The 16,274-nt window shown below is 35.4% G+C and carries 10 protein-coding genes; all 10 read right to left on the bottom strand.

Annotated features, from left to right (window positions below; all coding sequences use genetic code 11):
* Positions 1 to 32 precede the first annotated feature (32 nt).
* Positions 33 to 848: a hypothetical protein gene (locus tag Q0543_RS09515; protein WP_299251866.1), complete on the bottom strand. Its 816-nt coding sequence runs from the start codon at positions 846 to 848 to the stop codon at positions 33 to 35.
* Between the two features lie 4 nt (positions 849 to 852).
* Complete coding sequence (locus tag Q0543_RS09510) at positions 853 to 1,758, bottom strand: glycosyltransferase family 2 protein (protein ID WP_299251863.1); 906 nt, start codon at positions 1,756 to 1,758, stop codon at positions 853 to 855.
* A gap of 2 nt (positions 1,759 to 1,760) precedes the next feature.
* Positions 1,761 to 2,717: a sulfotransferase gene (locus Q0543_RS09505; RefSeq protein ID WP_299251860.1), complete on the bottom strand. Its 957-nt coding sequence runs from the start codon at positions 2,715 to 2,717 to the stop codon at positions 1,761 to 1,763.
* Between the two features lie 179 nt (positions 2,718 to 2,896).
* Entirely contained in the window at positions 2,897 to 4,171 is a 1,275-nt protein-coding gene (locus Q0543_RS09500) for an ABC transporter ATP-binding protein (protein ID WP_299251857.1), read from the bottom strand.
* Between the two features lie 12 nt (positions 4,172 to 4,183).
* Positions 4,184 to 5,041, bottom strand: coding sequence for an ABC transporter permease (locus Q0543_RS09495; protein ID WP_299251854.1), 858 nt, complete (start codon positions 5,039 to 5,041; stop codon positions 4,184 to 4,186).
* Positions 5,042 to 5,052: 11 nt separating this feature from the next.
* A complete protein-coding gene (locus tag Q0543_RS09490; RefSeq protein WP_299251851.1) occupies positions 5,053 to 7,443 on the bottom strand; it encodes a tyrosine-protein kinase in 2,391 nt (796 codons plus the stop codon).
* Between the two features lie 10 nt (positions 7,444 to 7,453).
* Positions 7,454 to 8,212, bottom strand: a complete 759-nt coding sequence (locus tag Q0543_RS09485; protein ID WP_299251848.1) for a polysaccharide biosynthesis/export family protein — start codon at positions 8,210 to 8,212, stop codon at positions 7,454 to 7,456.
* 116 nt (positions 8,213 to 8,328) lie between these two features.
* On the bottom strand, positions 8,329 to 8,871 hold the full coding sequence (locus Q0543_RS09480; protein WP_299251846.1) for an exosortase/archaeosortase family protein: 543 nt from the start codon (positions 8,869 to 8,871) through the stop codon (positions 8,329 to 8,331).
* 6 nt (positions 8,872 to 8,877) lie between these two features.
* A complete protein-coding gene (locus tag Q0543_RS09475; RefSeq protein WP_299251843.1) occupies positions 8,878 to 9,111 on the bottom strand; it encodes a PID-CTERM protein-sorting domain-containing protein in 234 nt (77 codons plus the stop codon).
* Positions 9,112 to 9,274: 163 nt separating this feature from the next.
* Entirely contained in the window at positions 9,275 to 16,219 is a 6,945-nt protein-coding gene (locus tag Q0543_RS09470; protein WP_299251840.1) for a hypothetical protein, read from the bottom strand.
* Between the last annotated feature and the right edge of the window lie 55 nt (positions 16,220 to 16,274).

Raw genomic sequence — 16,274 nt, 5'->3', positions numbered from 1 at the left:
CTAAGTATCTCAGTGGGAATCATATAACGATTCTAGATGGATATTATAGTATTATTCTCATATAAAACCATATTGTCCTTTATATTATATACTGATTTGTCACTATTTGAAACTGTCAATACGTTTCCAGAACCATACTTATTTATGACTACGTGATCTAAATAACATTCCCTTATTATATAATTGAAAATCCCTTGATCCATACCACAGACTGACACATCTTTACATTTATATAGAACTTTTTCAAACGCATCTAAAAATTTAATCATATTTTCCACAGAGCCGACAATAGTTCCTGAACATAGAATTTTATTGTGTTCAATTTTCTTCAATATCTCTTGACCAAATAGCTTTAAAATCCAATCTGAATTAAATAGTTTTTCGTCTTCAATTTTGAGATATTCTTCATAGCATTGAACTCTTCCATCATTCATTTTCTGAAAAAAGTCTGACTGAAAATAAACATCTCTTACGTCAGTTAATAATACATACTCGTATTTATCTCTATTTGCTATTAAAAAGTCTTTATAATGAAGAAACCGAACAATTTGAAGAGATAAAATTTTCTTCAAAACAAACCGACTAAAAGGATTATACCCATTTAAAAACAAAGGATTCAAAAAGGGCCAAAATCTACTCCATGAATTTAAAGCTCCACTTCCTCTATAAGAAAATTCAGAAGTTTTCACACCCTCCTTTGCAAGGGTTTGTTTAGTTTCATTGGAAATACCATTTACTAATAAAACAACATCGTCATTAAAAGAGACTTTTTTAAAGGACGAAACAAAAGGCGACAACATTTCATAAGAATACCCTTTTATGGCTCCTAATACAAGATTCTTCTTCATTTTGTTATTTTCGATTATAAATTAACATATCGGACACAATCCATTTTAATTCAAAACTTTCATCATTAAAAAAAGGATTTATTACTTTGCATTTGTAAGAATATACATATTTAAATACGCTCCAAAAAATCCGATTATTGGGAAGTATTTTTAATAAGGAGATTCGAAAGGTGTCTTTGAATCTTTTTTTAAGATTGAAAGAAAGATTCAATTCAGTTAAAGCAATTTCACATTCATTAATATATTGTACGTGTTGATTTGATCGTTGATCTTGGTGTCTTGTCATTGCTGCAAGAGGCAACTCTAACGAATATGGAAGAGAATATTTCATGAAATTACACCATAAATCAAAGTCGCCTGCAAGTTTATAATTAAGGTTTATTCCGCCAGCTTTATACCACAAAGAACTTCTCCAAAAGGTCCCTTCTTGAGAAATTACACCAAATCCAAACTTACCTGGTATGTATAATCCATCCAGAAATGCTTTACTTGAAATAGGTGCTAATGTACCTTTTGCAAAAACAACACCTGCAGCATTAAGTTGAGTAACGCTCAAACTCGTAACCCAATCAACACTTTTTTGAGATTCAAATAATGAAACCAACGTTGCTAATGTCCAGGGATAATATATATCATCTGAATTAAGAAAACCAAATATTTCACCTGTCGCATACTTAAACCCTTTGTTAATTGCATCGTACTGTCCATTATCTTTTTCACTTTTCCAATACGTTAAACGATGTTGATATTTTTTTATTATATCAATAGAATTATCAGTGCTTCCACCATCAATTATTATATATTCTAAATTAGGATAATTCTGATCCAAAACAGAAAGTATTGTCTTTTCTAGAAATTCTCCTTGATTGAAACTTGGTGTAACTATTGATATTTTTGGAAATCCATTCATACTTAGATTTTATACTCAGATTTAAATTTTGACTTTATTTTATAAAAAATCAATTTCAATAAATTGGTAATTTTTAATTCATTATTATTAAAATAATTAAGTCTTTCTGCAAATTTAAAATCATTAAATTCAGTTGTAGGATGTAATTTAATATTGAATTTATAGTTTCCATATCTCATTAAAAAACGCTCACCTAAAAAATCCAAATAGCCTACAAAAAACACATTCCAAAATTTACTCCACTCTACATGAGATTTAACATCTATTATTTTTCCCTTTTGAATAAATCCTTTTTTATCACCCATTAAACCTGTTACCTTATTGTTATTTTTATAATTTAATACTTCTTCGGTAAACTCTAATCCTAGCCAAGAATACAATCTCTTTATTTCTTTCTCGGGTTCTATCGTAAGATTTTCGTAAAATACTTCTATAATATTGGGGTTAGAATTATTTTCGTCCAAAAATTTCTGAATAAGAAAAGGTCCATTTAAAATATCTCTTGAATAATTTGCTAAATGATGATAATTTTTAACATCCCATGTTGTTATAATAGATTGTATAACATCAAGTGGATTTCGCTTTAAAACAATAATTTTAGCTTCTGGAAAATACTCAATTATTAATGGTAAAATCTCATAATATCTCGGAGTTTTATCTAAAATATATTCTATATCTTTAGAATCTAAAGGAGAATATACATTTTTAAAAAAAGTTTGTAAAGATTCTTTTACAAGGTCATGGTTACCACCCACATTTTTAACGTAATCTTGAATGCCAGAGGTAGCCAAACTTGAATTGTATATTCCTCTTTGTATTTCTGGGTTTTCAAATGAAATAAATGGCAATAAAATCCATGGTTCGCTCGCTGTATTAACTTTCTTATTATTAGAAAGAATTGCCTGTAATAAGGTTGAGCCGGACCTAGGTTGGGATATTATAAATAATAAATTACTCATTGATTCATTACAATTAATATTATAAATACATAAGAAAGTTATTGGTATTAAATTTTATTAGCAGGAACATTTTTGATAATTACAATATTACTTATAACATTTTAGAGTTGATTATTCTCAAACATAATATACTATTTGCTTTTACTTATACTTAAAGTTTACTTCCCTAGATACGCACGTCAATATTCTTTCCAATAATGATCTACCAAAACTCCTTTTTTAAGTGTAGGTATTTTACCTGTTCCAAAAAAATCACCTTCTTCAACTTCCAACTTCATCGCCGATTCAACTTCATCCAAAACGCCTAATGATTTTGAATGACACAATATATTTATTCGAAATTCTCCATGAAATAACGGAATTTTGGGAATAGTACAATCCACAAAAAAATCCGATTCTTCATTAGAAAACAATTTATTGGAATGTTCATTATTACAAAGGAATAGAATATTGCCATCCATATCCAAAAATATTATTCTAAAAACTAAATCATTTTTGTTCGTATTGTTAAAATGATAAAACAATCTTATTGTCAATGACGTCCCAGTTATTACTTTTTGAATAGGATTTAAATATTGATCAAATAACTCTATTTTCATTAGAGTAGCCAAACCATTACCATTTCGGTCTACTCTCTTAGATAAATCAGATTCAATTACCTGATTTTCATTAAATGTATATGCCCGTATAACTTCTGGAACTGTTCCTTTTTTTTCCAATTCGCCATTTCTCAATAAAATAGCGGAAGAACACAACATTTGAATACTAGGAATATTATGACTCACAAACAAAACAGTCCTACCATCTTTATTGTTTACATCTCGCATCTTACCAAGACACTTTTTTTGAAACTCTGCATCACCTACAGCCAACACTTCATCTACGATTAAAATATCAGGCTCTAAATGCGCTGCAACAGCAAAAGCCAATCGTACATACATGCCTGAAGAATATCTTTTAACAGGCGTGTCGATATATTTTTCTACTCCTGCAAAGTCAACAATCTCATCAAACTTTGATCGAATCTCCAATCGTGACATCCCTAAAATAGCGCCATTCATAAAAATATTATCTCTGCCACTAAGATCTGGATGAAAACCCGTACCTACTTCTAATAAGGAAGCTACACGACCTTTGATTTTAAGTGTACCTGTTGTTGGCGCAGTTACTCGAGAAAGGATTTTCAAAAGCGTACTTTTACCTGCCCCATTACGTCCTATAATACCAACTGCATCTCCCTGTTTGATATCAAAATTAATATCCTTCAAAGACCAAATATATTCACTATTTGCTTTAACTGTTCGGTCATTGGTGCCAATGACTGCATAGGGATCTTCTTTACCACGTACCTTAGCAATAAATCGGTTTACATCAGAAACCAGTGAACCGGAACCTAGAGTACCTAAGCGATACATCTTAGATACATTTTCTACTTTTATAACACTATTAGACATCTATCTTTGTTATTAAATCGTGTCCATAAATGTTTTTTCAACTCTATTGAATAAGGCAATACCTAGAAGCAAAACAATAAAAGATACGATAAATGAATACACTAAGTCTTGCCAACTAAAGGTACCAGAGCCCAACAAACCATAGCGAAACGTTTCAATGACAGGAGTAATGGGATTCAATTTTAAGAACAATTGTAAGCGGATATCAGTTACTGCAGACATCGGGTATACTACAGGTGTCGCATACATGAGTAATTGTACACCAAATGTAACTAAGTATTTCAGATCTCTATATTTGGTTGTCATGGATGATATAATGATTCCAAAACCTAATGCCTGAGCTGCCATTAATATCATTAAAAATGGAAACAACAACATTACTGCATTCAGTTGAACGTCATATCCATTCAGTATATAAAACATGAAAATACACATCAATAGCACAAACTGAATACCAAATGATATAAATGAACTTAAAACACTCGCTATAGGCACTGTTAATCTTGGGAAATATACCTTACCAAACATTCCAGCATTTGCAGAGAATGTTTCAGACGTACGTAAAAAAGACGTTGAAAAATAATTCCAAAATAATATTCCGCACATGTAAAATAACATTTCAGGTTGCCCGTCGGTTGACAGTTTTGCAATATTACCAAATACAACTATATATGTTGCAGTTGTAATCAAAGGCTGTATTATAAACCACAACGGACCTAAAACTGTTTGTTTGTACTGCGCAATAAAATCACGTTTAACAAACATGAAAATCAAATCACGAAAACGCCAAACATCTCCTAGGTTTAAATGTAACCAGGAAGATTTTGGACTAATAATAATATCCCACTCATCATCTATATTCGGATTCATTACTTATAGCCTTAAGATTTGGTATTAAATATTTTTCTCCACCCTTTACTTTCTATAGCAGGCATACCATATCCATAGTAATAGCCTTCAGCCCCCTTGCCCTTTACGCCATTGTAAATAATGGAATGTGAAATGGCGTTTTTATGCTTCAACTTTATATCCTTTATTACTTCCAATGATGCAATAGGTGTAAATTCTTGTCTTATCACATACAAATTGATATCCATTAAGTTCATGATGGATATATAGTCCGACACCAATCCAACAGGAGGTGAATCCATTATAATTACATCAAATTGTGCTTTAAGGCTTTTCAAAAGTATTTCTAATTTCTCAGATGCAAACAACTCAGATGCATTTGGTGGAATGGGCCCTGGAATAATAATAGACAAATTCGGCAAATTACTTGCATGTAAAATTTGCTCAATAGATGCAGCACCAATTAAATACTCACTCAATCCTTTAGAATTTGAAGGTAAATTATAATCAAAAACAGAAACTTCTTTTCGAAGATCTCCTCGTATTAGCAAGGTATTCTTACCACTTATTGCATACACCCGTGCCAAATTATCTGAACAAAAAGATTTACCATCTCCACTAATGCATGAAGTCACTCCAATTATAACATTCGGCTTTCCTTGAATTAGAAACTGCAGATTGGTACGCATAGAACGAAAACTTTCTGTCAATCTACCAGGTGCTGTAGAAACATTTTTATTTTCACTGCTATCTGAAATATAGGGTATCATGCCCAATACTTTTATTTTCAATATTTTTTCAATTTCTTCTTTATTGTGCACTTTATTATCAAACTTTCCATACACAACTATCAATAAAAAAATTATACAAATACCAGCTAATACATGGTTGGTATAAATCTTTTTAGTAATGGGGGCAATTTGAATATACTCATCTGCCATAGGACTTTCTACAACAAACGCATCAGATAAATTTGATGCTCGTGCAATACTTGCTTCAGCACGTTTTTGTAACAGATAATTGTAGATATTATCGTTGATGGTTTGTTGTCTCTGAATATTTAATAAATTACGTTCCTTTGCGGGAATTCTCGACATTTCCTTTTCTACCTTCTGTATTCGTTGATTCAAATCGGCAATAGAAGATTTAGACGTCTTAACCAAGTTGTTTGTAGTTTCTATAAGTGCTTCTTTGGTAGATTTTATTTTCAACAATACGGTTTGATACACCGGGCTTTTTTGACTAATAGAATATTGTAGCGTAGTTCTTTGTTGATATAAAGCGATCAACTCCGCCACCAATTTAGTTAAAATACCTTCATTGATATTTATGGTTGATGGGGCAATCAATTCAGATGCGTCTTTGTCGGCGTAGAGATATTCTTTTAGATATTCATAATAGCGCAACTGAATTTCTAATGTCATTTTTTTTGTTTGTAAGTCTGTCAATTGGTTGTACATAACCTCCGAATCTTGACCGGTGCCAAACATTTTATTTTTTTCTCTATACGACTGAATATCGTCTTCTGCATATTTCAAAGAATCTGAAATAATATTCAATTGTGAATCAATAAAATTGATGGTATTGGTTGCAATGAGATTTTTCTCTTCGAGTTCTTTCCGAACATATACCTCAGATAGCTTTGCTAGAAAATCTACATCCATAGCAACAATGGGCCCAGAAGAAGAAATAGTAATAATAGAAGACCGCTGATTTTCTGTTATATCAATTTTATTCTTATATTTTTTTGTTAGAAAATGTAAATCACGGGCAGTAACAATGCATTCATTTACATTATCTCCAATATAAAAAAAAGGTGTCTTTAAAATTCTAAAATGAAATGCCCCTAAATGTATTAACTCGCCATACGTGAATCTTTTTTTATTCACAGAAAACAGTTTATTTATTGAATCACTGTATTTAAAATTGAATGGGTTGTATAATCGTGTTTGAGGAGTTTGGACCGTCAGCTCAAAACTAGCATCATCAATTAACGTTATTTGTAAAGGCGTATTAGTTAATATCAAACTAGAATCCGTTTCGATTTGTATGGGTGCATCTCTGTATGCTTCAACATCCCGTACCTTTCCTTTCAATACATAATCCCAGGTAACATCTAATTCTTTTACAACAAATTGAATTCGATTATAGGATTTAATCATTTCAATTTCATTTTTCAAATTCTTGTAAGGCTGAAACATAGATGCCCCTTCAAGAAAATTTTTATTATTAGACGAATACGATGATTTGTCTTTTATCTGTATGGTTGTAGTGGTACTGTATATGGGCGTGATGTATCGAATTTTTAAAAAGGCAATAAAATAACATACGGCCAAAATACATACTCCTATATACCAATACTTTGTAAGTATACGCAGATACTTTTTAAAATCGATTAAATCCTTTTCTTCGTTTGAATCCATTATTTATAATCTATTTTATTCTACTAAGTACAACAAGTGCAATAGATATTAAAGATAATCCTATTGAAAGAATTGCTACGTTTTGTTTGTCTATCTTCGCTCGTTGGGGTTGAACGTATAGGATATCGTTCGGTTGAATGAAATAATTTTCCGAAGTAAACGTAGAGTAATCTGTCAAATTTAAATGAAAGATTTTTTTAGAACCATTTGACATTGTTCGAATAAGTTGCACATTACGTTTATTAGAAAACATGCTTACATCTCCTGCAATAGCAAAGGCCTCATAAATAGTGCAGGTTTCATTATTTGCATAATATTGACCTGGAGCTATAAACTCACCTAAAGCTAAAAATTTAAAAGAAGCAAATTTTACATCTACTGAAGCTTGATTCATGTATTCTTGTACCTTCTGTGTGATCAGTGAATCCACTTGCATAATGGTATAGCCATCTACTTTAACTTTACCTATTAACATTAGTTCTACGTAACCAGAATCGTCTATATAATAATTCGAAAAATATGGATTGGAACCACTACTACCTTGGGAAGATTCAGTAGTCGAATTTTGCACACGTTCTGTTTCCGGACTTGTTATTCGTATTTGTAACATATCCCGTTTTTTTAAAACATACGTTTCTGAAAGATTCGGTGGTTCTAATTGTAGAGCATCTCCTTGAAAATACAGTGTTTTCTTATAACTAATACAAGAATTCAGTAATACAAACAGCAAAAACGCAATTATTTTATATTTATGATTACTATATTTCATTGTTTATCAATGCGAAATAATTAAAATGCCAATTTTAATGTAAGTTAAGTTATATCTGCGAAACTAGCTAATTATAGACTTTTGTGGGATGTTTATTGTTGATCTTTCTCAACGAATTATATATCCTTTTGATAGTTATTTATATAAAAAAAATAAAGCAACAATATGCACACATAACCAATGATATTTAACACATCATGAGACTGCGTTACTATATCTGGATTCACTTTTATACTTACTAAAATTAAGAGCATTCTTGAAATATTCAACAAGTGGATAAATCCCAAACCAATCAGCAGAAATACAATCTTCTTTCTGGCTGGATAGCCAAGAATTAATGCTACATAAGCTTTCATGATATCTAAACCCAAACACCCATGAAAAATCAATATACCCCTTTCATGTGCGATACTCACATTTCGCCCGTTACTAACAACGTCATATCCAAATAACGTTAATATGAATTTTACAGGATAAATTAACCCATTCAAAAGTAAATCTATAAGGCTGTATTTAGCTAAAAATGGAGATGATATAGAGCCATTTGGGTCAATAAGCCCTAAATAAACATATAAAAAAACGCTTAGTATTGCATAAATACTAAGCGTTTTAATAATTAACAATATTGTCTTCTTGATTGAAGGATAATCGATTTTCATTTAAAATTATTCAGCCTTCTTTTTCTTTTTAAAGATACTATATCCTCCTGCACTTAGACCTGCAGCAATTAAAAAACTAACGCCTCCATCGAAAGGAACATTAACATCATCACAGCAATTATTTCCTGGAATATCGCCGTCATCCCCAGTACACGGTTTTAATGTTCCGCAATCTGCAAAAGAAACGCTTAGTAAAGAGATAAACAGAACGAATGCAAATACTATTTTTTGAACCTTCATAAAATTAAATATTTATTGTTTCTGAATTTATTATAGAAACCAATCAGTACCAAAGTTAACATTTTTTTGCTTTATATGCAGTTTTATAACCTACAAAACTGCATATAAAGCAAAAATTAGCCGTAAATAGTAAATCCATTGGAGACAAGTTCTTTATACGATCTTATTTCACCAACACTATCAAACCCGTAAACACATCTGAACCAATCGTAACGCGCACAATATAACTACCATCTGGTAAATCTACAGGTACAAATGTACGATTGCTTGTGATACTTTTGTTGCCAATGGTTCCTACCGAGTTACCCGTTACATCCATCAATTCTATATCCACTGCCTCTCCTACAAAACGATCGCTTTGAAGGATAAAGCCTTTTACGCTAGAATAAATCTGCATGCCTCGTGTATTGTTTGATGACTGCAAGCCCGTCGGTATTGATGGGTTGGTTACAGCGCTTTCTCTCAACTGCAATTCAAAACGGTTTACACTATCCTTACTCGTGCCAACAAAAGTGTATGGCTCGGTAATGGGCTGCTCAACACCCAACTGATTATCAATTAATACATATTGTATGCTTGAATTTGTATTCTCAAAACGCAGTGTATACGTTCCATCTTCAACCAACTTAGCCAATACCGGAATTACTTTTGCTGAATCTGGTCTTGCATACGAATTAATTGAATACTGGCTTGAACCTTCGCGCGTATATACCGATGGATACTTCCCTCCGTTCATTATTTTAGTCGCATCTAAGTCAAAGTCAAACATATTGGTCGCAGATTCATTGAATCGAATCACTGCTTCATCCGTTAATACTGGATTTTCTCCTGTTAAATGAATGCGAATGATATCTTCTGATGCAACTCTCCAAAAAGATGGGTTTTGCAAACTAATACGTGCATTGTTATTAATTGATACGCTTGAATATCCGCCTGTGCCCGTACACAAGACCATGAAGGACTGCATTGCTGGCACATAACCTGTACCTCCATTGGTTGCAGTACCGCTAACATAACTTGCCGTTTGACTCGTAGCTGCATTCAAATAATAGATAGAACCACCAATATTTGTTTTAGTCCAGCCTGCCCCATTATCCCAATCCAAGGTGCTTGGGTATGGATTACCGATCATAAAATATTTCTCTACACCTACGTTTGAATATGCTTCGCTACTAAAGGTTGAGCCATGCGTATATGTGCCGGATAAATTCAAGGGCGCTGCTGTAGGCAACGACAATGAGAAACCAGTACCCAAAGGCATGCTTTGCGTAGTTGTAATCACTGCCGTCCAATTTTGTTTTGCAAAATCTTTCGTGTACATCTTCCAATACTTACCTACAAACAAGGGTGTCGTAGCTTGTACTTGTGCAGAAGTTACTCCGGCAAAAGGCGCTGCTATGTAATGGGTTTTGTAGTTAAGATTTCGTGTAGCTGTTACAGAACCTACTACACTACCGGCATCGCTTGGGTTGTATGCAATGTTGCCACCGTTATCAAAGTTGATGGTTAACTTATTATTGGTAACTAATACACCTGATTTTAAAGTTACTGTTTCATTTACAGTCATTGCTGTTGCTACAGAAACACCTGCACTGTTATTAATTGTAATATTTGCTACAGAAGAAACACCTGTAATACTTTGAGCCGCAGGTCCAACTAAATTCAGTGTAGAACCTGTTGCTGAAGTCCATGTACCTGTGCTATTAATATCACCATATACATTAAATATTCCAGAACCTGCAAGCGTAATAGAACCATTGTTCGTTAATGTTGCTACAGAAGCTATCGTAGAAATGACGGGCATATTGCCAGAAGTAACTGTAGATGGAATGAGAATAGCATTCGTACTTGTTGGCACATAACCTAGACTCCAATTGCTTCCTAAATCCCATGCTGTATTAGTTGCACCCGTCCATGTATATGGACACGTATTATCAATTGTTGCAATAACTTGTTTTCTAGGTGTAGATGTACAACCCGTATTTGTAGCATCTACATAATAGGTCGTTGTTGTTGAAATAGAAGGTGTCGTATAGCTTGCACCTGTTGTTAAAGCTGTTCCGCCAGTAGCTGCGGCATACCAATTAACCGTTCCAGCACTTGCAACTGCACCTAATGTAACAGTTCCTGTACCACAACGTGAACCAGCGGTAACAGTTATTGTTGGTATTGTATTTACCGTTGCAGTAACAGCTGTTCGTGAAGCACTTGTACAACTTGCATTTGTTGCATCCACGTAATAGATAGTTGTTAATGATACCGTTGGACTATAATTTGTTCCTGAAGTAAGGCTTGTACCACCCGTTAAAGCAGCATACCAATTGATTGTACCAGCACTTGCAGTTGCACTTAATGCAACTGTTCCAGATCCACAACGACTATTTGATGTTACACTCGTTATTGTTGGAATAGCTTTAATCGTAAGTGTAAAATCGGTATATACCATTTCAACCTTCATATTTTTAACAGTACCTACACATGGATCACCAAAGGTGCCATTAGTAACAGCGAATGTAAAGGAGTTTTTACCTATACCTGCCGTTTGCATAATCGAAACAGAATTCGCTGCATGACATGTGGATACTGCATAGTTACCACATGTTCCGGTAGGAGTACCATAACTTGCAAAGGTAACGGATGTAAATGTACCATTGGAAGGAGCAGTTAAGGTTATACTACCATTTTCTGGAGCTTCACTACATAATGGAGCAGTATTTAATATAGATGAACAACCTGTTGTACTGTTTCGAACAGATATTTGAGCACCATAAATACCAGAAGTAGAGATTAATCCTGTAAGTGGTATTGTTCCTCCACTCAATGTTGTATACCCTACATCTGCAATACCAGCTGCATTCGCTGCATTTGACCAATCAATTGCATATTGATTCGGCGAATTTATTGGAGAAGTATATGCAACACTTGTAGCCGTCGTACCTGAGCAAATGCTTGGATAGGAACCTAAGGTTACAGATGGCAACTTTTGAATCGTGATTGTTTTGGTAGCCGTCTTATCAGAACATCCAGTTTTAGCGATTGCCGTTAACGTTATGGTAACCGTTCCTGCTGTTTTATCTGCGATACTTGGCAAATAGGTTGCCGTTGTTAATGATGTAGCATTTGTAAACAATCCAGTTCCACTCGAAGTCCAAGTAATGCTTGCTTGGTTCGAAGCACTCGAACCGGAAGTAATGTCAATGGCATCTAAACTTGAACACGTTGTAATGTCAGCGCCTGCAACTGCCGTAGGACCAGCATTTACATTTACAGTATACGTTGCCGTTGCGGCCGTACATGGACTATTTGAAACAGTCATCGTTAATATTACTGCATTGCCAGCATCCCCTGCTGCGGCTGTATAGGTTGGGGTTAATGTTGTTGCGCCTGCTGTTATTGTACCTGCTCCATTTTCAGTCCAAGCAATTGTTCCGTTCGTAGAACCTGCGCCACTAACGGTTGCTGTTCCATTTGAACAAATTGTAGCTGAACCACCAGCAGTTGCTGTTGGAATCGCTTTTACATTTACCGCATAGGTAGCCATTGCTGCCGTACATGGACTATTTGAAACAGTCATTGTTAAGGTTACTGCATTACCTGCATCCCCTGCTGCGGCTGTATAGGTTGGTGTTAAGGTTGTTGCGCCTGCTGTTATTGCCCCTGCTCCATTTTCAGTCCAAGCAATTGTTCCATTTGTAGAACCTGCGCCACTAACAAGCGCTGTTCCGTTTGAACAAATTGTTGCTAAACCACCTGCTGTAGCTGTTGGAATCGCTTTTACATTTACAGTATACGTTGCCGTTGCTGCCGTACACGGACTGTTTGAAACAGTCATGGTAAGGGTTACTGCATTACCTGCATCACCTGCTGCAGCTGTATAGGTTGGTGTTAATGTTGTTGCGCCTGCTGTTATTGTACCTGCTCCATTTTCAGTCCAAGCAATTGTTCCGTTCGTAGAACCTGCGCCACTAACGGTTGCTGTTCCATTTGAACAAATTGTTGCTGAACCACCTGCTGTTGCTGTTGGAATCGCTTTTACATTTAAAGTATAAGTAGCTGTTGCGGCCGTACACGGACTGTTTGAAACAGTCATCGTTAAGGTTACTGCATTGCCAGCATCCCCTGCTGCCGCTGTATAGGTTGGTGTTAATGTTGTTGCATTGGATAATGTACCTGCACCATTTTCAGTCCAAGCTATTGTTCCATTTGTAGAACCTGCACCACTAACCAATGCTGTTCCATTTGAACATATTGTTGCAGAGCCACCTGCTGTAGCTGTTGGAATCGCTTTTACATTTACAGTATACGTTGCCGTTGCTGCTGTACATGGACTATTTGAAACTGTCATGGTAAGCGTTACTGCATTGCCAGCATCACCAACCGCTGCTGTATATACTGGAGTTAATGTTGTAGCGCCGGATGTAATTGAACCTGCTCCGTTATGTGTCCAAGCAATTGTTCCATTTGTAGAACCTGCGCCACTAACCAATGCTGTTCCATTTGAACAAATTGTTGCAGAACCACCTGCTGTTGCTGTCGGACTAATTTTTACCGTAGCAACAACGGAAGTTCGGGTAGTTGTGGTACATCCATTACTTGTAGCGTCTACATAATAGGTAGTGGTTGCTGAGATACTTGAAGTAGTATAGCTTGTTCCTGTTGCAACAGATGTTCCACCAGTAGCAACGGTGTACCAGTTAACCGTTCCTGCACTTGATGTTGCACCTATAACTACAGTGCCAGTCCCGCAACGTGAATTTGGTGTTGTACCTGATATCGTTGGAATTGTATTTACTGTTGCAATAACAGCTGTTCGTGTAGGTGTAGTAACACCACCATTCGTTGCATCTACATAAAAAGTTGCTGTAGAAGATACTGTTGGACTATAACTTGTTCCTGAAGCTAAACTTGAACCTCCTGTAGAGGCAGCATACCAATTGATCGTTCCTTCACTAGCCGTTGCGCTCAAAGTTATACTACCAGATCCACAACGGGTATTGGGTGTTGTACTTGTTATTGTTGGAACTTTTATAAATGTAATTGCTCCATAGGAACCTCCGCTGGCCTCCGTCCATCGAAATTCTATTTTAGAACTTGCGCCCAATGTACCCATCCAAATACCATCTATAAAATCTGGGGTCCAACCAGTATTTGAATATATAGAAACGCCATCAATAAATATTTGGCAGGCATCATCATGTAACACATTAAATCTATAAGTTCCTACTGGAAAACCTTGACGCTTATATATGACACTGTGATTATCAACACCTACTGGACAGCCTACATAAGTTGCTGCTGATGATGGAGCACCACCATTATTCCAAGAGGTCTGAGAATTAAAACTTGGATCTGTAGCAGAAACACCTGGATCCGTATAGCTACCATATAATGAAGAAGGAACGTAATTCTGTTGATTATATACATACGCAATCCATGAATTTAAACCGAATACAGAAGTATCTGGAGGTGTTTGTACGGTTGCTACTACAGCTGTTCTTGGTGTACTAGTGCAGCCCAAATTGGTTGTACTTACATAATAGGATGTTGTTGTCGATACCGACGGACTATAATTTGTACCCGTTGTTAAAGCAGTTCCGCCAGTCAATGCAGCAAACCAACTAATTGTGCCAGCACTTGCTGTTGCACTTAATGCTACTGTGCCAGTTCCACAACGAGAATTTGCTGTAGTTCCTGATATCGTTGGAATGGCATTAACCGTAGCAACAACTGACGTTCTTGATGCAGTGGTACAACCATTATTTGTTGCATCTACATAATAGGTAGTCGTAGTTGAAATACTTGGAGTAGTATAACTTGTTCCTGTTGCAACAGATGTTCCACCAGTAGCAACGGTGTACCAGTTAACCGTTCCTGCACTTGCTGTTGCGCTTAATGGAACGGATCCTGCTCCACAACGCGAATTTGGTGTAGTAGATGTAATTGTTGGAATTGTATTTACCGTTGCAACAACTGCTATTCTTGAAGGTGAAGTAGCACCATTATTGGTTGCATCTACATAATAGGTAGTCGTAGTTGAAATACTTGGAGTGGTATAACTTGTTCCTGTTGCAACACTGGTACCACCTGTCAAAGCTGTATACCAATTCACCGTTCCAGAGCTTGCTGTTGCAGCTAAAGCTACTGTCCCTGTTCCACATCGTGAATTTGGAGTAGTACTAGTGATTGATGGTACAATTACAAATGTGATTGCTCCATCAGAGCCCCCTGTTGCTTCTGTCCATCTAAATTCTATTTTTGAACTTGCACCAAGTGTTCCAGTCCAAATAGCATTTATAAATGTTGAAGTCCAGCTACCTCTAGAATAAACCGATACTCCATCTATAAATAATTCACACGCATCGTCGTTTAATACATTCAATGAATATGTACCTGCAGGGAAGCCTTGTCGTTTGTATATGACACTGTGATTATCAACACCTACTGTACAACCTACATAGCTTGCAGCTGCAGATGGAGCTCCATTCATATCCCACGTAACAGTTGAGTTAAAACTTGGATCTGAAGCTGAAACACCAGGATCAGTATATTTTCCATATAAAGAAGCAGCAACATAATTTTGTTGATTGTATACATAGGCAATCCATGAATTGGCGCCGAATACAGAAGCATCTGGCGGTGTTTGTACAGATGCTACAACAGCTGTTCTGGATGCAGTGGTACATCCAGTACTCATAGCATCTACATAATAGGTAGTCGTTGCTGATACCGACGGACTATAACTTGTACCTGTTGTTAAGGCAGTCCCGCCAGTCAATGCAGCAAACCAACTAATTGTTCCAGCACTTGCCGTTGCACTTAATGCTACTGTGCCTGTCCCACAACGTGATCCTCCCGTTACACCTGTAATGGTCGGCACCGCATTTACAGTAATTGTTTTCTTAGGAGAGCATGCAGTTGTATTACAAATGCCTTCATATCGAACTATAAAATCTTTCGTTGTGGATGGTGAGAAACTATTGCTTGTAATTGGTGGAGATGATGTTAACGTAAGATAATCAATTTCCATATTTACGGAATTAATATTACTGTAATCAAACCTCCAACCTGTAATATACCCTCCGGTTGCCCAATTTGCATTTGAAGACATATCAATAGTAAGTACATTCCATGTACCATCGTTAATTAATGTACCTGTCACAGAA

The organism is uncultured Cytophaga sp., assembly GCF_937863595.1.
In the GTDB taxonomy this organism is placed as follows: domain Bacteria; phylum Bacteroidota; class Bacteroidia; order Cytophagales; family Cytophagaceae; genus Cytophaga.
This window is presented reverse-complemented; position numbering and strand designations above follow the sequence as displayed.